The 19,471-nt window shown below is 54.3% G+C and carries 18 protein-coding genes; 4 read left to right on the top strand and 14 right to left on the bottom strand.

From position 1 onward, the window contains the following. Positions 1-66 precede the first annotated feature (66 nt). From GZH47_RS24565 to GZH47_RS24555, 3 genes are all read right to left on the bottom strand, one after another. The gene (locus GZH47_RS24565) at positions 67-2,388 is read right to left on the bottom strand and encodes a glycoside hydrolase family 3 N-terminal domain-containing protein (protein WP_162643654.1); all 2,322 of its coding nucleotides are present in this window, start codon (positions 2,386-2,388) and stop codon (positions 67-69) included. A 217-nt stretch (positions 2,389-2,605) separates the two neighbouring features. Then, complete coding sequence (locus GZH47_RS24560) at positions 2,606-3,562, bottom strand: phytanoyl-CoA dioxygenase family protein (protein ID WP_162643653.1); 957 nt, start codon at positions 3,560-3,562, stop codon at positions 2,606-2,608. 340 nt (positions 3,563-3,902) lie between these two features. Next, the gene (locus GZH47_RS24555) at positions 3,903-5,039 is read right to left on the bottom strand and encodes a Gfo/Idh/MocA family protein (protein ID WP_162643652.1); all 1,137 of its coding nucleotides are present in this window, start codon (positions 5,037-5,039) and stop codon (positions 3,903-3,905) included. Between the two features lie 150 nt (positions 5,040-5,189). Between GZH47_RS24555 and GZH47_RS24550 the strand changes: the two genes are divergently transcribed. Beyond that, positions 5,190-6,092, top strand: coding sequence for a helix-turn-helix transcriptional regulator (locus GZH47_RS24550; protein WP_162643651.1), 903 nt, complete (start codon positions 5,190-5,192; stop codon positions 6,090-6,092). Positions 6,093-6,147: 55 nt separating this feature from the next. Here the strand turns inward: GZH47_RS24550 and GZH47_RS24545 are convergent, their stop codons facing one another. The 3 genes from GZH47_RS24545 to GZH47_RS24535 form a co-directional block, all read right to left on the bottom strand. Beyond that, positions 6,148-6,798 carry a GNAT family N-acetyltransferase gene (locus tag GZH47_RS24545; protein ID WP_162643650.1) on the bottom strand — a complete coding sequence of 217 codons (651 nt, stop codon included), beginning with the start codon at positions 6,796-6,798 and terminating at the stop codon, positions 6,148-6,150. Positions 6,799-6,828: 30 nt separating this feature from the next. Next, complete coding sequence (locus tag GZH47_RS24540) at positions 6,829-7,914, bottom strand: Gfo/Idh/MocA family protein (protein WP_404823718.1); 1,086 nt, start codon at positions 7,912-7,914, stop codon at positions 6,829-6,831. A 289-nt stretch (positions 7,915-8,203) separates the two neighbouring features. Next, complete coding sequence (locus GZH47_RS24535; RefSeq protein ID WP_162643648.1) at positions 8,204-8,779, bottom strand: class I SAM-dependent methyltransferase; 576 nt, start codon at positions 8,777-8,779, stop codon at positions 8,204-8,206. Positions 8,780-8,938: 159 nt separating this feature from the next. Between GZH47_RS24535 and GZH47_RS34235 the strand changes: the two genes are divergently transcribed. Both GZH47_RS34235 and GZH47_RS34230 read left to right on the top strand, forming a co-directional pair. Beyond that, a complete protein-coding gene (locus GZH47_RS34235) occupies positions 8,939-9,199 on the top strand; it encodes an ABC transporter permease subunit (protein ID WP_225446195.1) in 261 nt (86 codons plus the stop codon). A 9-nt stretch (positions 9,200-9,208) separates the two neighbouring features. Then, positions 9,209-9,397 carry an ABC transporter permease family protein gene (locus GZH47_RS34230; RefSeq protein ID WP_225446194.1) on the top strand — a complete coding sequence of 63 codons (189 nt, stop codon included), beginning with the start codon at positions 9,209-9,211 and terminating at the stop codon, positions 9,395-9,397. Between the two features lie 71 nt (positions 9,398-9,468). Here the strand turns inward: GZH47_RS34230 and GZH47_RS24525 are convergent, their stop codons facing one another. After that, entirely contained in the window at positions 9,469-10,953 is a 1,485-nt protein-coding gene (locus tag GZH47_RS24525; protein WP_162643647.1) for a DHA2 family efflux MFS transporter permease subunit, read from the bottom strand. 229 nt (positions 10,954-11,182) lie between these two features. Here GZH47_RS24525 and GZH47_RS24520 point away from each other — a divergent pair, with 229 nt between their 5' ends. Beyond that, complete coding sequence (locus tag GZH47_RS24520) at positions 11,183-11,776, top strand: TetR/AcrR family transcriptional regulator (protein WP_225446193.1); 594 nt, start codon at positions 11,183-11,185, stop codon at positions 11,774-11,776. 114 nt (positions 11,777-11,890) lie between these two features. On the opposite strand, the gene helD is transcribed toward GZH47_RS24520, so the two are convergent. From helD to bacA, 7 genes are all read right to left on the bottom strand, one after another. Continuing rightward, positions 11,891-14,293, bottom strand: a complete 2,403-nt coding sequence (gene helD, locus GZH47_RS24515) for an RNA polymerase recycling motor HelD (protein ID WP_162643646.1) — start codon at positions 14,291-14,293, stop codon at positions 11,891-11,893. A 306-nt stretch (positions 14,294-14,599) separates the two neighbouring features. Continuing rightward, positions 14,600-15,367: a COG4705 family protein gene (locus tag GZH47_RS24510; protein WP_225446576.1), complete on the bottom strand. Its 768-nt coding sequence runs from the start codon at positions 15,365-15,367 to the stop codon at positions 14,600-14,602. A 21-nt stretch (positions 15,368-15,388) separates the two neighbouring features. Then, positions 15,389-16,333, bottom strand: coding sequence for an alkaline phosphatase family protein (locus tag GZH47_RS24505; protein ID WP_225446192.1), 945 nt, complete (start codon positions 16,331-16,333; stop codon positions 15,389-15,391). 12 nt (positions 16,334-16,345) lie between these two features. Beyond that, complete coding sequence (locus GZH47_RS24500; RefSeq protein WP_225446191.1) at positions 16,346-17,143, bottom strand: COG4705 family protein; 798 nt, start codon at positions 17,141-17,143, stop codon at positions 16,346-16,348. A 42-nt stretch (positions 17,144-17,185) separates the two neighbouring features. Further along, positions 17,186-17,635 (bottom strand): divergent PAP2 family protein, encoded by a 450-nt coding sequence (locus tag GZH47_RS24495; protein ID WP_162643645.1) that lies wholly within the window; start codon positions 17,633-17,635, stop codon positions 17,186-17,188. Between the two features lie 347 nt (positions 17,636-17,982). Continuing rightward, entirely contained in the window at positions 17,983-18,594 is a 612-nt protein-coding gene (locus GZH47_RS24490) for a DedA family protein (protein WP_162643644.1), read from the bottom strand. 30 nt (positions 18,595-18,624) lie between these two features. After that, complete coding sequence (gene bacA, locus GZH47_RS24485) at positions 18,625-19,458, bottom strand: undecaprenyl-diphosphate phosphatase (RefSeq protein ID WP_162643643.1); 834 nt, start codon at positions 19,456-19,458, stop codon at positions 18,625-18,627. Between the last annotated feature and the right edge of the window lie 13 nt (positions 19,459-19,471).

Here is a 19,471-nt window from a genome sequence, read left to right as displayed (position 1 = left end):
CAATTGATTCATCACTGATGATTAGCGTTCGGAGGCCATAATCCGCGTTCAGCTCCGGTTATCGGATCAATGGTCCCGCACGATCGTCAGTTCGGCCGTGCAATCCCCGTCTTGGCTGCCGCCGACCGCAATGCGCATCCTGCCCGGCTCTGCGGCGAAATCCATGGAAGCGGTCCAAATCGCCAGCTCATCCAAGCCAAGCTCCAAGACGACCGTTTGCGATTCGCCAGCCGCAAGTCCAACCTTGCGGAACCCTTTCAGTTCCGTCACCGGCCGCGTTACGCTCGCTTCCAGATCTTTGACGTACAGCTGAACGACCTCCTGGCCCGCCGTTTCGCCGGTATTGCGGACCGTGACTTTCACGGCGACGCGCCCACCCTGCACCAGCTCCTTGACGGAAATGGCCGCAGGCTGAAGCTCCAGTCCTTCATAAGCGAACGACGTATAGCTGAGTCCGTGCCCGAACGTGTAGAGCGGCTGTCCCGTCAGATCGAAGTAACCCGGTCTGCTGCCGCCGTCCTTATAGTTGTAATAAACCGGCAGCTGCCCGGCAGATCTCGGCAAGGAGACCGCCAGTTTGCCGCTCGGATTGACCTGTCCGAACAAAATTTCCCCGACCGCTTGGCCGCCTTCTTGACCGGGATACCATGCGCACAGCAGCGCGCCGCATAGCGAATCGATATCCGTCAGGGCATGCGGCCGGCCTTGAATCACGACGCCGATGACGGATTTCCCCGTCTCCGCGATCCGTTTCGCGAGCTCGCGCTGAGGCTCCCCGAGCTGCAGGTCGGCCACGTCGACGCCTTCGCCGCAGTCCATCTCGCCCGGTACGCCTTCCGTCGTAATCGCGGCGCCGTTCGTATCGAAGCGGATATCGAAATTGCGGGTGCTGCTTCCGCCGACGACGAGCACGACGACGTCCGCGTCTGCCGCGACGTCCAGCGCCTCTTGCAGCTGTTCCGGCGTGCCGCTGCGAATGCCGCTGCCTGCGGCATAGGCGACTTCCGTCCCCTCAGGGGCGATTCGGCGAATGCCTTCCAGCACCGTGACCCCTTTGCCTGCAGGCTGAGTCGACGTGTAATCGCCCAGTTGATTATAGATGTTGTCCGCATTCGGCCCGATGACCGCGATTTTGCGGTAGTTGCTGCCGAGCGGCAGCAGCGCATCCTCGTTCTTCAGCAGCACGATGGATTCGCGCGCCGCCTGCAGATTGTCCAGCCGGAAAGTCTCGCTGCCGACCGTCTCCTTAGCGATGTCCTCGTCCGTGAACGGATTGTCGAACAGGCCGAGCTCGAACTTGAGCTTCAGGACGCGGCGAACGGCCCGGTCGAGCAGTTCCTCCTCGGCCTTGCCGGCTTCCACCGCAGCTTCAAGCGTCGTAAACGACGTATCCCACAGGCTCAGATCGACGCCGGCCGCAAGCGCCATCCCCGCCGCCGATTCGTAATCGCCGCCCGTCATCGACAACAGACGGTCAATCGCTACTCCGTCCGCCATGACCACGCCTTCAAAACCCCACTCGTCGCGGAGGATGCCGGTCAGCAGCTCCTTGTTCGCATGGCATGGAATGCCGTCGATTTCATTGTAGGCCGCCATGCAGCCCTGTGCTCCCGCACGGACGCCCGCCAGCATTCCGGGCAGGTGGATCTCGCGAAGCTCGCGCTCCCCGATTCCCGCCGGACCGGAGTTGCGCCCGCCAAGCGCGGCGCCCTGCGCGACGAAATGCTTCAGCAGCGCCGCGATTTTGTCCGGCTTCTTCAGCTCTTCCGGCGTGCTGCCTTGCATACCGCGGACTGCCGATTCCGTCATCTTCGCCGCGAGATAAGGATCCTCGCCGTAGCATTCCTCCGAGCGGCCCCATCTAGGCTCGCGAAGGATGTCCAGCGTGGAGATCAATCCGACATGCGCGCCGCGCGCGCGAATTTCGGCCGCGACATGCCCATATACCCGCTCCATCAGCTCCGTATTCCATGTGGAGCCGATTCCGATGTTCGTCGGAATGAGCGTGCCGTCGAGCGCTTGATGACCGTGCGGACATTCCTCCGACAGCAGAACGGGAATGCCAAGTCGCGTATGCTCGCGAATATACCGCTGCACCGCGTTGGCCGCCTTCGCGCTCTGCGTCGCCGTAATCCCGTTCTCATAGGTAACCGCCGACCACGGATCGGCACGGAATAGGCCGTACAACGCTCCCATCCCGTCCCCGAACGCGACCTCTTGCTTGAATGCTTCGGTCAGCTCGATGCCATCCGGCAACCGTCGGTAAGCATTCCAGCCGTACATATGCTGGTTGACCTGTCCCACTTTCTCCTTGGTCGTCATTCTCCCAAGCAGATCCTCGATCCGTTCTTCCACCGTTAGTTCCTTATTCCAATAAGCCGCTTCCATATGTCACATTCCCCTCCGCTCGGCCTTGTTGCAAGCTTCGCCGCGTATTCATAGTTAAAGGTTAGATCATTACGTATAATAACAAAATCCGGAGCGATTCCGCTAGAAATAGAAATACCGCCGTCCGACTCCAATAGAAGTCGAATGGCGGTTTCTCCCTACCTGGTTCGGTTAGCTTGCAGCTTGCGACTAAGACAACCGAGCCAGCGCGAGCGGCTTACACCCGTACGATCGAACTGCGCGTGCTCAGCTCCAGCGGCGAATAATCCTCCGCGTTCGCCCGATTCAAATTCATCCGTTTGATCAGCGGCGTCGCGCGATTGCACATGAATCTAGGCAGGCCCGAAAGATTCTGCGAGGCGGAATGATAGAGGAACGGATGGCAGAGCAGCACGTCGCCGGGCGACGAAGGCGTCTCGACTACGCGCAGGCGAACCCCGTTGCCGTCCACGTACGTTTGCTCCATAAACTTCTTGATGCGATCACTGCTGCCGGAATCCTCGGCCTCGTCCGCATCCGCCGCATATACGTCGGCCGCAACGGCGTCATCGTCATGTGAATTCGTCAATTCCCTTAACCACGGATGCGAGCGATTCGCTAAATGAATCGCCTCGTCGGCCATCAGTCCGTCGCTGTTCTCCGCCAGCAGATTGGCGACGATTTTATGCGATCCCTCAGCCACCAAGGTGCTGCCGCCCATCGGACCGATTTCCGAGAAGACGCACAGCAGCAGCAGTCCCTGCTCGGGACTGTCCACATAGTGCGGACGCATCATGCCGTCCCAATGCCAGCCTTTTACCGGCACGTCCCAAGGACGATCGGCGCCGGAGGAGAAGTTGACCGGCCACCAGCCCCACAGCGTTTTTCGTTCGTCTTGTCCGTAAACCGAGCGTTCCTTCCAACGACCTTCTCCGATTAAATCTTCGATGGCGTTGGCCAGCCGTTCCGTATTGCAAACTTGGAACAACTCGTCGTCGAACTGTTCCCTGATGTGCACCATCTGCTGGGTCCACGTCGAAGGATCGTTCTTCAGCACGCCCTGCTTCTCCAGCTGCGTCCATAGAAACTGCTGCGCTGCAAGCGCCGACTCGCGCGGAAACGCCTCTTTCAGATGCACGTACCCCAGTTCGATGAATTGTTCGATTTGCGATTGCGTTAACACTTTCGTCCTCATCGTCTCACTCCCTGTCAGGCAGTTCTCGGACTAATCTTATAGAACGCTTGCCGTGCTCTCTACGAATAAATAGCATCCTATTAACGGTTTTATGACGAATTTATTCGACATCGCCAAGACGGACTCCTCCGCCCGGCAGCACCTCCTATTCCATTTTGTTCATGTCTTGCGGCAACGTAAAGAGACGGCCGCCTCTCGGCAGCCGCCTTCCCGTGTTTCGAATCATACTAGGCTTTAGCTCCGCTTCGCTCGGCGGCAATACCGGAACCAGGAACAACTCGAGAATATCGTCATCCCACCAGTCGCTTCATGGGCCAATTGCGATCTCCATTGTAAACGTCTACGTCCATGCGATCTCTTGGAACGTATTCGTATTCGCGGATTCGTTCGCCTTCAAGCAAAGCAGCGCGCTCATCAGACCGTCATCCAGCGAAGTCAGCGAATCCGCCGTGCCGTTCACGATCTGCATGAAGTTCTGAATCAGCACGTCGTCTCCCCCGCCGTGGCCGCCGATCGCGTTCGGATCGAATTGATGCGTTTGCACCCGCGCCTCGTGATGCATGAACACTTTCAGCTCGTTCGTAAACCAATCGAATTCCAGCGTCCCTTTGTACCCCAGCAGCCGTGCTCCCCGCTTCTCCGCCGCTCTTCTCGCGAAGAAGTTCTGCGTATAGGCCGCATGCATGCCCGACTCGTAACGAATGAGGGCGCTGCCTGAATCCTCGTTGCCGGTATCCGTCGCGAAGCTGCAATAGACGCCTCGATCGCGATTCTGCGGCTTCATCGTGCTTTCCTCGCAGTCATGCTGTTCCTCGCAATCCTTGCACATCAATCCGGCCGGCTTGTCGCCTTTGAAGATCTGTTTCGATTTCATCGCGCATACCGCGGTCGGCTGCAGGCCGATCAAGTAATTGATGTAGTCGAAGTCGTGCGTCGCCTTCTGCAGGAACAACCCGCCCGTAATGCTCTCGTCCCGGTACCAGTTATGATAATAGACGCCGCCGTAAGGGACGTTGTTGAAGGCTTGCACATGTTCTACCGTTCCGATCTGACCCGAATCGATGATCGACTTCGCCAGCTTCACAAGCGGCGTATTGCGCAGCGGGAACGAGACGACCACCTGCGACGAAGACGCTTCGTACCCCGCTTTCAAGCGACGCAAATCTTCGAAAGTCGTCGCGACCGGCTTTTCCAGAAATAGAGGCATGTTCCGCTTCAGCACTTTCAACGCCATCTCGGTATGTAAATTGCAGCGGGTACCGATGACGATTCCGTCCAATTCCGCTTTATCCAGCATCTCGTCCGCATCCTCGAACCATTCAATCCTCGCTGCCGCATCGCCCATGCGTGCAATATGCTCGTCCTTCCGGGGATCCGCAATCGCGGCAATTCGGAATTCGGGATTGATCTCTTCCAGTTTCCCGAATAAGTGGCCGACACGACCCCCAAATCCAATAATGCCAATACGCTTCGCCATACACTTGCTCCCCCTTTGGATCCTCATGATAGTTGTTCATTGTCGCTCAACTATTCTGAATGATACTATAGGATCTATAAGATGTATTTGCTCATATTCGATATAAAGTTGTCGATTACCGACATGAATGGCTAAGGGGATCGTAAATCAATGACCATCATGACGCCTTCCGTCCCCATGCAGGACAACAAGGCATGGATGCCGAGCATCCACTGGGCGCAGTACCAGACCACCTCGTACTATCAAGGCTTGGCAAGGCGGCTCTACGATTTTGAAATGATGCTGGTCATCTCCGGCGAATTGGCCGTTCATTTCCCGGACGAGCCCGAGACGATCCGCTATTACCCGGGCGATCTGCTGTTTCTGCACGCCAAGGATCCGCATCGCATCGAAATTCCGAATCCCGAAGGCGCGCGGCTGCTCGGCATTCATTTCGACTTCTATGACGAATTCGAGCCGACGGCCGATATCCATATGGTCGCCGACGAGACGCGCGTCCGCGATGAACTGTTCTGCATGACGCCCGCGGGACCGGACGGCGAACGGCTCTTCGCCCGCAAATATGCAGCCGTTCCCGGCGACGTCGTGAACAGCATGGAATTGATCTGCGAAGAGTTCACGACGGCCAGAGCCGGTTACGATCTCGTCTGCCGCGGGGCCATGCTGATGCTGCTCGCATCCCTTCTGAGACATCAGCCGGTTCCGCAGCATTCCGCTTCGTCGAACTACCTGTCCGGCCTTCAAGCGCTGACGCGCGAATTGGGCGGCAGCCTGCAGCTAGCTTGGCCGATCGCGGCGATGGCGGAACGGCTGAATGTCAGCGAGGATCATTTTATCCGCTTGTTCAAAGAGCAGTTCGGCGTGACGCCTAATCAATACGTGCAGCATCTTCGCCATCGGGAGGCCAAGCGCTGCTTGCGGGATACCGACATGAAAGTCGAAGCGATCGGCAGGCGCATCGGCTACGACAGCCTGCATCATTTCAGCCATGTGTTCAAACGTTGGCAGGGCGTCTCGCCGCGGGAGTATCGGAAAATGTGCAGTATTCTATAACAGGCTGCTTAGGCGAAACCGGTCATCTGCTTCAGCACGGCCATCGGTTCAATGTTCAAGATTCAAACTCCACGCTGGATCCGTCTGCCTCGCGCGCCGGGATCACCCGCTCCAGCACGCCGGCGAGCGCCTTCCACCGGCCGGGATGGCTGCCGTCGACGAGCGAAGGCACGAAGCCAAGACCCAAGTACGTCTTCACCGCCGGTATGCGAAAATCATCCGTATGCAGCACGGCGCGCGTTCTCTCCTCCCGAACCATCTGCAGCAAGGCCGCGAGACTTACGTAGTACCCCAGCTTCTTGCCCGCATGCTCGGGAAGCAGTCCCACCATGTGAAGATAGCCGGTATCTTCGCTCCATTGCGGGCGATACCAGGCGGAAGCCGTGGCGATCGGCTCCCCGGCGGCATCGGTCAGAAACCAGACCCGCTCCGGCTTGTACGCCTCATCGGCGGCCATCTCTCTATCGAAGGCATGCTCTCCGCCGAAAGATGCGATAATGATCTTCTCCCACGCCTGCTCGTCCCCCGGACGAAAACTGCGGATGCCGTATCCCTCGGGCAGGCGAAGCTCCGGGAGTGCGCCAAGATCCTCATGAATCATGAGTAATTGCACTGGCTGCTGCTGCTTTTGCACTTGTTGCTGCTCTTCCGCTTTTTGCTGCTCTTCCGCTTGCTGCTGCTCTTCCGCTTGCTGCTGCTCTTCCATATCCTTGCCGCTCCCTTCGCTCATCGGCGCTTATAGTTTAATAATTTGCTCGGCATACGAGGTGCTTTTACGAAAATCCGGCATCTCCATCGCACGGCCGCCGTTCATGACGGACAGTTCGGAGAGCATGGCTACGGCTGTCCATTCGCAGGCATCATAGACGTCGATTGGCGGGCTGTGCAGTCCTTTCACCGCGGATACGAAATCTTCGACGATGAAATAATCGCCGCCCCAATGTCCGGCAGCCTTCTGTTCTTCCGTCACTTCCTTGTAACGATCAGGCAAATACATATCGTAGTCGCTCAATGGCCGCCACGCCGCGCGATCCTCTTGATCGCCCATGCTGTCGAGCCAGATCTTGTGCGTATCGCCGAGCCCGCGCGGAGCCTCGTAGCTGCCTTTCGTCCCTTGCAGCGTATAGTAATTCATATTGTGCGGCCGCTTGGAAATGCAGTCGATCCGCAGCTTGATCAGCTTGCCGCTCTCCATCTGGCACATCGTGATCGACGTGTCTTCCTGGCGGAAACGCTCGTCCGTATGCCAGCCCGTGCCGAAGCAGGATACCGAACGAATCCGATCCCCCTGGAACCACTGCATCACCGGCCCCAGACTGTGGGTCGGGTAGAACGCGCCCCGTTTGCCCAGCTGCCAGTAGCTGCGCCACGTCGGCTTCGACGCTTCTCCCGGAGACTGCCGGTTTAACCGGTAGGCCAGGCTGCGGACGTCGTGCAGGTATTCGCCTTCGCCGAAGTAGACATTACCGAAGAGTCCTTGCTTGACCATGTTGAGGATCAGTTGATTTTGCGGGATGTAGCAGTAATTCTCGGCCATCATGTAAACTTTGCCGGTCGACTCCACCGTTTCTTTGAGCCACCATAATTCGTCCATCGTGACGCCCGCGGTCACTTCGCTCAGCACGTGTTTGCCCGCTTGAAGCGCCATGATGGCCTGCGGGACATGCAGCTGCATAGGCGTTGAAATGACAACGGCGTCGATGTCGGCATCCAGCATGTCTTCGAATACGCGGTACGTATGCGGAATGCCGTTGGCGGCGGCCGCTTCGGTCACATACGCTTCATCGAGATCGCAAAGCGCGGCTACTTCGATGTCCGGCATGCAGCGAAAGCCCTGCAGCGTACTGAGTCCCCTCGCACCGGCAATGCCAATTTTCAAGGTCATTTGATCCTTCCTCCATCCAGAGTTTGAGAGAATGCGGATACCTTTTATGCTAGCTTGCTTGTCCTACTAATTTGACAATGGCGGCAAGTTATCCTTTTCCGAAAATAAACCTCACAGGTAAAAGGCTCTGGCCGTCAGTTCGTTTGAACCAACAGGCCGGAGCCTCTCCAGAGACTACTAACCGTCCGAATGTCCGCATACGCCAGCGGGACCGGAGTCCCGCCGCCTACACGTTCTTGATGGCAAGCAGCGCATCCACGGGGGGATGATTAATTCCGAAGGTATTCACGAACGCCGGATTGCGCTGATCGTGCTGCCCCTTCATGACGGTGACTTCGTAACCGAGCCGTTCCAGCTCTTCAGGTTCCCAGCTGCTGCGATGCGTCTGGAACACCTCTCCGTTCAAGCCGAAATGGTCTACATTATCCTGGGGAAAAAAGCCGCGCGGCGTGAAGACGATGACTTGTTTACTGGCGATCAATTCCGCTTCGCGCAGCATATCGAGCGCATCCTGCTTGGTGAAATGCTCGATGGAATCCATGAAGGATACCGCCGAGAAGGACTTCGGCACGAACAGCTTGCCTATTAAACGCGCATCGGCGTTCAAGGGCAGAATATGCCCTGAATTCGTTATTCGATTGATCAAATAAGGCCGATGAACATCCAGGGCGATAATATGCTTATAGGGCAGATCATCCAGTATCAAGCAAGGACCGCAGCCGACATCGAGCAAGCTCTCCGTATCGATAATCCTTTGATGCAGTAACGCTAGAAAATTACGATCGTTCGTTTCGTGAATCACTCGCCTCGCCTCCTATGCTCTTACTGTTCATAGTGTATGAGCATGTCCGGGGAGACGTAACGGCGATTGCTGCGTCTGATCGCGATTCCTTCTGCCAGCTCTTTCATCCGAGGGTTGCTATTGCCCAACTTCGATTAACACCGGTTCGCGTTCTCGAACTTGAACGTCGGTTTCAGCTCGGCGGCTGCGCTGCTGTTCTTCCTGATTTTCGGGATCATCGTGCTTCCGTTCAGCGTCTCGACGTTCGCGATTCTATCGCTCTACCAATCGTTTCAATCCTTTCCGGGCGTGCTGATCGAAGCCGCCTGCATCGACGGATTGAGCGACTGGGGCATATTGACGCGGCTGATCCTGCCCAACGTGCGCTCGACGGTCGCTTCGCTCGGCATCATTCAATTCATCAATGCCTGGAACGAATAGCTCTGACCCATGCTTGTCACGAACAAAATGGAGCATGCACCGATCCAGATCGGACTGAAGCTGTTCGTCAACTCCGACTCCAACATGTGGGGCTCGCTGATGGCCGCAACGACCGTCTCGTGCTTGCCGATCCTGATCATTTACTTGCTGCTTCGCCGGCAGATCGTAGATTCTTTCATCCGCTTCGGCATCAAATAGAACAAAGCGCCAAGGATATGATCCCAGGCGCCTTGTTTTATTTATATATATTGAGGATAGCCGATTTAACTTTAGCTGGCTGCCTTCGGTTTCAAAGCAGCTTCCGTTCCTTTTTCTTCAGCCTGACCCGTGCGTTTAATGAAGAACGATAGCAGCAATCCGACGATGCCGATGCCGATAATGACCAGATACGCATCGTTGATGCCTTGAATCGTTGCTTCCATAACCATATGCTCCTGCGAAGAATCGTTGCCCGCAGCCACCATATCCAGCATATGCGTTTTGGTTCTGGTCGTCATAACCGTGACGAGCAGCGAAGTTCCGATCGCGCCCGCCACCTGCTTGATGGTGTTGGAGATCGCAGTACCATGCGCATTCAATCTTGCCGGCAATTGGTTCAGACCCGCCGTCGTAATCGGCATGAGGAACATCGCCATCCCGAAGCGTCGTCCCGTGGACATCAGAACCAAGTACGTATAACTCGTAGAGTCGGTCAAATTAACGAAGCCGACGGTAGTGCCGATCGTAATCGCCATGCCGATAACGGACAGCCACTTCGCTCCGAATTTATCGAACAGTCTTCCCGTTACCGGCATCATGACGCCCATCAGCAGCGCGCCGGGGAGCATCAGCAGACCGGATTCCAACGCCGTGTATCCACGCGCGTTCTGCAAGTAAAGCGGCAGCAGCATCATATCCGCATACATGACCATCGTTACCGCAATATTAATAACAGTCGTTAAGGAGAACATGCCGTATTTGAACGCCTTGAGATCAAGAAGCGGTTCTCTGGAAACCAGCTGTTTCCAGGTGAACACGATCAAGGAAAGAACGCCGATCACGATGGACAAAATGACTTCCGCGCTCGACCAGCCTTTGCTTCCGGCGCTGCTGAAGCCGTAAAGCACGGCGCCGAAACCGATCGTCGAGAGCAGGACGCCCACCATGTCGATTCTCGGATATTTGCGCTCCGTTACGTTCTTGAGGTACACATAGGCGACTGCAATGACGATGACGGCAAGCGGAATCATGCCGTAGAACATCGTGCGCCACGAATAATGCTGCATGACATAACCGGCAATCGTAGGCCCGATTGCAGGAGCGAAAATGATCGCGAACCCGACCATACCCATCGCCGCCCCCCGCTTGTCGGGAGGGAACACGGTCAAGATAACCGTCATCAGCAGCGGCATGATAATGCCGGCGCCCGCCGCTTGAACGAGACGTCCGGCCAGCAGCGCGTCGAAGTTAGGGGCTGCTGCGGAAAGAATCGTCCCCCCTAGGAAAATAATCATTGCCGTTTGATACAACTCGCGGGTCGTAAACCGCTGCATGAGATACGCCGTAATCGGTATAAGCACCCCGTTCACCAGCATGTATCCGGTGGTCAGCCACTGCGCGGTGGACGCCGCGATTTTGAAGTCGACCATCAGCTCCGGCAGCGCGACGCTCATTATAGTCTGATTCAACACGGCGATGAACGCCCCGAGAATCATGACGAACAACAGCGGGCCTTTCTTGATCGAGCTGCTGTCAAAACCCGTAGAAATACTCATCTTGTTCAATCCTTTCTTTTTGCTCTACAACTAATAGACACTTTGTTGTATACTGTACCTAATGTAAAATATTATATGGGCTGCTCTGCATGATCACAAGCAACAGTTTCATCAAAAACGTTTATTAATTGACGAATGCGCGGATTGTGTTGCATACACGCCACATCATTTACAGAGCCGCTCGCAATTGTCGTGCAGAATCCAGGTACAGAAAGGAAATGAACAGACGTTGTCAATCAAATCCCCACGGATAGATCCGCGAGTCGTTCGGACGCGGCAGTTGATCCGAGATGCCTTTATCGATTTACTCCAGGAGATGGAGCTTGAGAAAATAACCGTCAACCGGATCGCGGAACGCGCCACGATCAACCGCGTCACCTTCTATCTGCATTACAAGGATATTCCCGATATGGTGGAGCGGATGGCGGATGATATGATTCGCGAGTTTCATGCGGTCTTGCAAGACATACCGAACGAGCCCCATGCCGAAACGAGCTGGACGATATTGGTCAGCATCATCGAGCATATCGCGGAACATGCAGCCTTCTATAAGATCGTTCTCGCCTCCAAACGCATTCCGGCCTTCACGGACCGCCTTATGAACTTGATGGTTGAATTAATTTCAAGCCGAGCCGAGAATCGAATCGCTTCCTTGACGGTTACCTCCGTGAACGTTCCGAAAGACATTGCCATCTGGTATGGCTCCTCCGCCCTCATCGGTACGATTGTCTATTGGCTGCGCAGCGACATGCCTTACACGCCGCTCTTCCTTGCGAAGCAGCTCTCTATATTGTTCCGGCTGCCGCAAAATGCAGCAGAGTAGCCGATAATCCGTGACCGTGTGCATGATCAGCAAAAAGTTAAAAGCCCAAAGCCTTGACCGATTAACGGCCAAAGCTTTGGGCTTACGAGTTATGCGCTGCTGTTAACTTACGCGTTACGCGTACAAATGCGCCGGCAATGCCTGCACGAACGGCGACCAATCGCCCGTCGCGTAGAGCCCAAGCCGGTGCATGGCCCGCGTACACGCCGTATAGAGAAGCTTGCGTTCGTTCTCCCTGCCGTAAGCTCCGGATGAAGCGTCATAGACCAAGACTGCATCGAACTCGACGCCTTTGGCGAGATAGACGGGAATGACCATCACGCCCTTCTGGAAATTGAACGTCTCCTTCGTAATGAGCTGCAGCTCTTCGCCTCCATGCTTCCGTAACGATTCATAGGCTGCGCGGCTTTCCGCCGCGGTCTTCGTAATGACGGCGATGGAGTCGAAGCCTTCGGCCATGAGCACCGCAATGTCAGTCATCATTTGCGCGTCACGCTTCTCCGAGCCGTCGAATCGAGTCAGAAGGGGCTTGGCGCCTCTTCTGTCAAACGGTGCGATTTCTTCCCCGCCCGGGAGCATCGACCGCGTAAATTCCACGATCTCCCGCGTCGAACGATAACTGCGCACAAGGCGGATCAAGCTTGTTTCGTCTTCGCCATATAGCCGAATGAGCGGCGAGTCGGATGCGTCCAAGCTCGTAGACTGCATGAAGATCGCTTGCCCGAAGTCGCCGAGCACCGTCATCCTGGCGCGAGGGAACAATTTCTTCAAATATTCATATTGAAACGGCGAATAATCCTGCCCCTCATCGACGAAGACATGCCGAATCTCCGTGTTCGTTCGAACGCCCTCGATCAGCTCCTTGAGATACAAATACGGCGTCGCATCCTCATAGAACAATTCGCGCCGGTCTAGCTTTTCTGTGGTCTGCTTGCAGATTTCCGTCCATAATACCGGAATATCGGACTCCTTCGTCTTCTCCCGATAGGCGGCTTCGCCCTCGAACAATTGGCCATAGATGCCCTCAATATCAATAAAGGCGAATTTCTTCACGCTTTTCCGCAGCGGTTTGAAGAACGCCTTCACGATCTTGCGGCGAAGCAGGTCTTCTTCCTTCAAGCCATAATCAAAGTCGCCTTCGTCTCCCCGGCGCTTGTTGTTGATCCGTTCGCGAGCCGCGGTGTACGTCTCCGCGAGATCGAATAATTCCCGGTCTCCATGCAGCATGCCGAAGGCTTCCACATACTGATCGGTGTCGAGATAGTTCATCTCTTCCTGTACCCAAGGCGCTTCCCGTTCCGATCTTTCCAGCGAAGCCAGTTCTTTCAGCAGCCATTCCTGCAAGAGCGCGACCCGATTAACGAGCGGCAGCGAACGGTCGTAGCCATAGAATTCCGAATGCATTCGCTTCGCGGTGATCAACTCGCGTTCTTGGACCCGAATGCCATTGAATCGCATGCCTTCTTGTCCGAGCCACGTGCCGTAGTGCTGCAGAGCTTGCATGAAAGCCTCGGAGGCTTTATACCCGATTCCCTGAAGACGGGCTTCGTACCCCGGCGCTCCTTGCGCAGTCAGCACGTATTCGATCTGATCGAAGGGATCCTCCGGCCGCAGCGAGGAACCCAGCCAATAGTCGAGATATTCTTGAAACGTCGTCTGCTGCATGTTCTCTTCTCCCAGCTCGGGCAGGACGGTGGAGATATAGCTGTTGAACATCGGATTCGGCGAGAAGAGAACGATCTGGTTCGCCTTGATCGTCTGGCGGTGTTTGTACAGCAAGTACGCCACCCGCTGCAATGCCGCGGAAGTCTTACCGCTGCCTGCCGCCCCCTGTACGATGAGCATCCGGCTTCGGTCGTTGCGGATAATGGCGTTCTGCTCCTTCTGAATCGTGGCCACGATACTCTTCATTTGCGAATCCGCGCCTTTGCCTAGCACTTGCTGCAGCAATTCGTCTCCGATCGTTTCGTTCGCATCGAACATGTTGCGAAGCTGCCCATTCTGAATCTGAAATTGACGCTTGAGCTCCATCGTCCCTTCGATTCGTCCGCCCGGCGTGATATAAGAAGCGGGGCCCGGAGAGTAATCGTAGTACAGGCTCGCGATCGGCGTCCGCCAGTCATAGATCAGAAAACGCAATCCGTCTTCGTCGATGAAGGAGGATACGCCGATATAGATCTGCTCCGTCTGGTCCTGGTCCTCCTGAAAATCGATCCGTCCGAAATACGGAGACGGGAGCAGGCGGTTCATGCTTTTCCATTGCTGCACCAACAGCTTATGACCGCGCTCGCGCTCAGCCAGTACCGCTGATTGCTGGTTTATCGTGAGGAAGGTTTCTTCGAAATCTTCGTCCGTGCTCGTGTTGATCGTAACTTCTTCCCAGAATCGTCTGCGGATGTCCGTAGCCTGATCGCGCATGCCGGCAACCTCCGGCTCCAGCTCGGCAATTCTCGCTTGCAGTTTGTTCCTGACCTTCTCCAGCCGCTCCTGTTCCTGCTTCCAATCCGCTGTTTCCATATCTCTGTGAACACACTCCTTTTTCCGAATGATCGGGATAAAAAAGAGCATTGACAAATTAAAGTTCCAGCTGTACAATTAAAGTAGGAATAGAACTGGAAACTTCACATAACTAATTTATCAATGACGCTATCGATTATATCATGGCGTTATTTTGCATTCAATTGATTTTTTTCTATTGTCGTTATTTTACATTTACGGACATCCGGAACGCGAGCGATGAACGCTGAAATTAAAGAACCACGGGATGAACAATCCCGTGGTTCTTGTCGTTATGTCTCCGCGTGATCGCGGGAATTACGGCCATTATGATTGATTGGATGCACTTAACGCATCCAATGAATCCCCGAGAACCTTATCACACTTATCGACATTGGGGCTCTTCGTACGAACGGCTGCAAGCACGTCATCGATCGTTCCGTCAATCCGGGTCCACGTTTTCCGATCGATTTTCCTGAGCTTCGGTTCTGCCTGATCCCAGTCATGCTCCAGATCGTTGGCTTTCGACTTGGCTGCACTCAGATTATTTCCGTCGATATTAGCAAGGATTTCATTTTCAATGGTAATAAAATCGTTCAGCTGCCCGCTCAAGGTCGTTTGCGATGAAGCGACATCCGGCACAAGATTCTGATTGCACCAGATATACCCTCCGATTCCGACGGCTAGGAATAGAACGACCGCGGACACGGTTTGCGTCCATACCCGTTTTATCGTGCCGGACGACACTTTAGCCGAGTCTGATTCGCCTTTCGTAATGAAATCGTTCTTGGCTAAAGCCAAATAAACGATAATGACTACGATGGCGCTTAGAAAAATGACGCTTGTAAGGGTAGCGCCGAACGCCAGCCCGCCATTTTGTTTCGTCTGGGACAAATAGTCTCCAAGCGAGGCTCCGAGCGGACGCGTGAGGATATAGGCGATCCAGAAAGCCAGGATCTCATTCAGTTTCCGTTTCCAAGCCACGAACACGCAAGCAAGAATTACGAGCACGATCAGTCCTGTTTTCAGATATCCGACTCCAAGCTGCTCCGAATAGAGATCCCCAACCGCAGTACCCAAAGCGAAGGTAAACAGAATCGTTAACCAATTCTCTCCTTACTTCCAAATCCCGTCGATCGGCGTTGCATTTCGACTTCCGCCTAGCAATGGCAGTCCGTAGATGTCCTCGATCATTCTCAGCACTGAATAATGATTAATGCGCACCGCGTATTTGCCCGGCCGTACCATGGACCCGACCATAATGACCGGAATTTGATTCCGCTTCGAAAAATCGTCCTCGTCCCACGTAACGATCAGCAAACTCCGATGCGATTTAGCCCAAGCGGCATAGGAACCGATGCTTTGCTTCAACCAGTCATCCGCTTCCCGGACCGTCCCGTCATGCATGTCGTCTTGATGGTTGGGGATAACGAACGATACGGTCGGCAATTTGGCGTAGTCATGAGGGAAAGCGGAAAACGGCTTGTTCAATTGCGCAGGAATATTGCTGAATTGCACCCAAGGATTATGCTTGCGCCCGTAACCTCCTGCCGAGCAGCCGGTAAACCCCGTTCTGGGCAAGTCTTCGGAATATCCCGCGAAGGTTAATCCGGCTTTCAGCAGCTCGGATCCTAAATTCTTGGCTTGAACGGCTTTATGGCAGCCGTCATCCTTCACCCCTTGCGTCGACCCAGAGAAGAGTGCAATGTAATTAGGCTGACTGGGGTGCATCAGCGCATAAGCATTCGTAAACAATGCTCCCTGCTTGATTAGTGCATTCATATAGGGAGCATTCGAACTTCCAACGATTTGTTTGTACGAATGGTTCTCTTCTACGACGATCACAATATGGTCCGCTTCTACGTCTGCTTTCGGAATGGAGACCGATTGCTCGCTTGCGGCCGATGACTGCGGTTGGGACCGAGACGATAGCGGAGCCGCCGATGCTTCGGGCAATGGATCCAGCTTATGCTGTCCTCCTCCGAAACCACAGCCGGTCATCGTCAATAAAGCAATTGATAAACTTACCATGCAAGCAAGCGTGCCTGTTGATCTATTCATCAAAACCTCCATTTAACTAGCCAATTGTTCTCCGACTTCATTCGATTCCCGCGCAGGCGTTCCCCCGCGGAATACCACGAGCAGAACGATCAGTATCGTGAGCACGTAAGTAACCGGACCTTTTCCCCACCCTAGTCCGCCGCTGCCGTGAGCCGCGGACATCCAATCCGCGAAGGAAGCCCCGACTGGCCGGGTCATGATGTACGCAAACCAGAAAGCCACGATTTCTCGTAGTCCGAACGCGTAAAACGCGATTGCGGGCAAGGCGAGAATCCCAGTAAACATCAGTCCGGAGGCAACATAACCAAGGTGCATGCTAGTAGCCGTCATATCGCCCGCCGCCGTGCCCAGCGCAAACGTAGTCAGTACGGTCAACCAATAGAAGATCTCGCGGCGGCGCGTGTATATGCTATGGACGGACAATGTTCCTTCTTTCTTGTACCAGAGGAAGAGCACGACCGCGAGCGCGACCATGAAGAATATCGTCGAAGCGATGTAAGGGATGCCAAGACCTACGCGGACTACATCGGCAGCCGTCGTCCCGAAGATGCTGACCATGACGACGACCAGCCAATAAACCCCCGGAATATAGCGGCGCACTTTAAATTGCAGCAGCATGGCCACGACAAAAATCAATACGCTGAGCGGCGCGGAAATAACGGGGTTCAACTTTTCGAACAAATAATCCGAAGCGACTTCTCCCATGCCTGTCGTCAACAGTTTGGTTATCCAGAAGTACAGCGTGATTTCCGGGACCTTGGCAAGCATGCTTCCGGCGTTATCTTTGACGGTCTTCAGTAAATGGTTCACTGGATTCATTCCTTTCGCGTGTATGGCTCGAAATAAAAGACATTATGACATGACAAGCTGCAGCAATAAACAAATAACGATGCCTAGCAACGCGCCTGCGAGCACTTCAATCGGCCGATGTCCCAGCATCTCCTTCAACCACGGTTGTTCTTGTTCTTGCTGCTGAAATAGTTCCATTCTTCTGGACATCCTGTTTATCAACGACGCATGCATGCCCGCATGTCTCCGGATGCCGGCAGCATCATACATCGTAATGATGCCGAATAAGGCAGCAATGGCGAAGAAGCTGGATGAAAGCCCCTCTTTGATGCCGATTCCGGCTATTAATGCCGTTACGGCCGCGGAATGCGAACTTGGCATGCCTCCTGTGCTTACGGCAAGCTTCAAATCGAATCTAAAATTAGCGAAGAGATAAATAGGTACTTTGATAAGCTGTGCCACTACAATCGCTGTAAGCGCCGCAATAAGCGGCAGATAGGGTGAAATGCTCATTGCCGCCGCCACTTCCTTGTGCCCATAATGATGATCAATACCGCCAAAAGCATCAAAGAGGCGATACTAACCTTATCCGAAATGGATGAGTCGTTCATGGATGCTTTCATTTCTTCATCTCTGCTGGTCTTGGCTTTCTCGAACGCGACGGAAGTAACTTGAAAATCATAGCTGCGGGAAACGGATTCGTCTCGATGGCGCAAATTGACCTCCGCTTCGTACGTGCCCGGCTTTAAAACCGGCGCTTTATCGAGTGAAAACCGTTGCACCTTGCCAGGTAAGACGTTTACTTGTCGGGGCCAATTCAAGCTGCGAGACCGTTGCCGTCGAAACGAATGGGGCCATCATTACGCCTGCTTCCTTCGATGTCGCAAGATCCAATAGACTAGCAGCACTAACGCCGCAATCGCAAGCGCGTAACTTAACGGATGCAGATATTGCTCAAGCTTATCCGAATGGATGCTTAATTTGATGCCGATGTAAGCCAATGCCATATTCCACGGGATGCAGCCTAGAAACGTATACACAACGAATTTACGGAAATGCATGCCGGCAATACCCGCCGGGAACGAGATGAACGTACGTACGAAAGGCAGGTTTCTCGCGAAGAACACCGTTCCTTCCCCGTGAAGATCAAACCATCTTTGGGCTTGGTCGATGTGCGAGGAATTGATCAGCACATATTTCCCATATCGGTCCAATACCTTTCGTCCCCCGAACGCTCCTGCATAATAGGCAATGATTGAGCCCGCTACATTACCAAGCACGCCTGCTGCGACAATGCCTAAATACGACATAGAACCTGTCGCCGCAGCAGCTCCGGCACTCAACAAGATCACTTCGCTCGGAATTGGAATACAAGCGCTCTCTAATGTCATGGCGATGAATACGCCAATCAATCCAAATGCATCAATCCAGTGAACGGCGGTATTGGACAACCATTCCAAAACCTGCTGCATGTTCACCCCCACCTTTCCGCAACAAGTTCATTATGCCGTCATCAGCAGATAAGCCAGAAACACCGCCGCCAGAATAAAGCGATAATAGGCAAACGGCGCGAGTTTCAAACGTTCAAGAAGCTTAAGGAAGGTAATGACCGCAAGAAGCGCAACGACAAACGAGACAACGAACCCTGTCGCGAAGAATCCAATATCCGAAGAGGTCAACGTGTCGTAACTCTTTAATAGTTCATATCCGCTTGCCGCGAACATCATTGGGATCGCGATCAAGAAAGAGAAATTCGTCGCCGCCCGGTAACTTACGCCGGACAACAGCCCGCCGGCTATTGTCGCACCGGATCTTGAAAATCCCGGCCACAGCGCAAGGCACTGATAGAGGCCGACCAGCATCGCTTGTTTGTACGACAGCTGGTCGATACCATCCGCCTCTACGATTGCTTGTTTCTTCTGGCCGATCAGCATGAATATGCCGCCTAGCACCAAGCCCGCCAGGACCGTGTAGGGAGAGAACAAGTACGACTTGATAAACGAATGCAGGACCAACCCCAGCACCATGGCAGGCAAACAAGCAAGAATCACATGGAGAAGATTAAGCTTAGGACCCGCATGCGCCGATTCGTATTCGTTGTTGTTCGTCGAACGCACTTGATGAAACCCTAATAAACTCCATATTCGCCGCCAGTAGATGACCGCCACGGCCAATATAGCGCCGAGTTGAATGATAATTTCGAATGTATCCGCCTTGTCTCCGGTGAAACCGAGCAATTTCCCGGTTAATATTAAGTGTCCTGTTGAAGACACGGGCAGAAATTCAGTCAATCCTTCAACGATGCCTTGAATGATTGATGTGACTATGTTTGACATGAATAGGTGCACG

Source organism: Paenibacillus rhizovicinus (genome assembly GCF_010365285.1).
GTDB lineage: Bacteria > Bacillota > Bacilli > Paenibacillales > Paenibacillaceae > Paenibacillus_Z > Paenibacillus_Z rhizovicinus.
The sequence above is the reverse complement of the archived record's forward strand: the minus strand, read 5'-3'. Positions and strand labels throughout refer to the sequence as shown.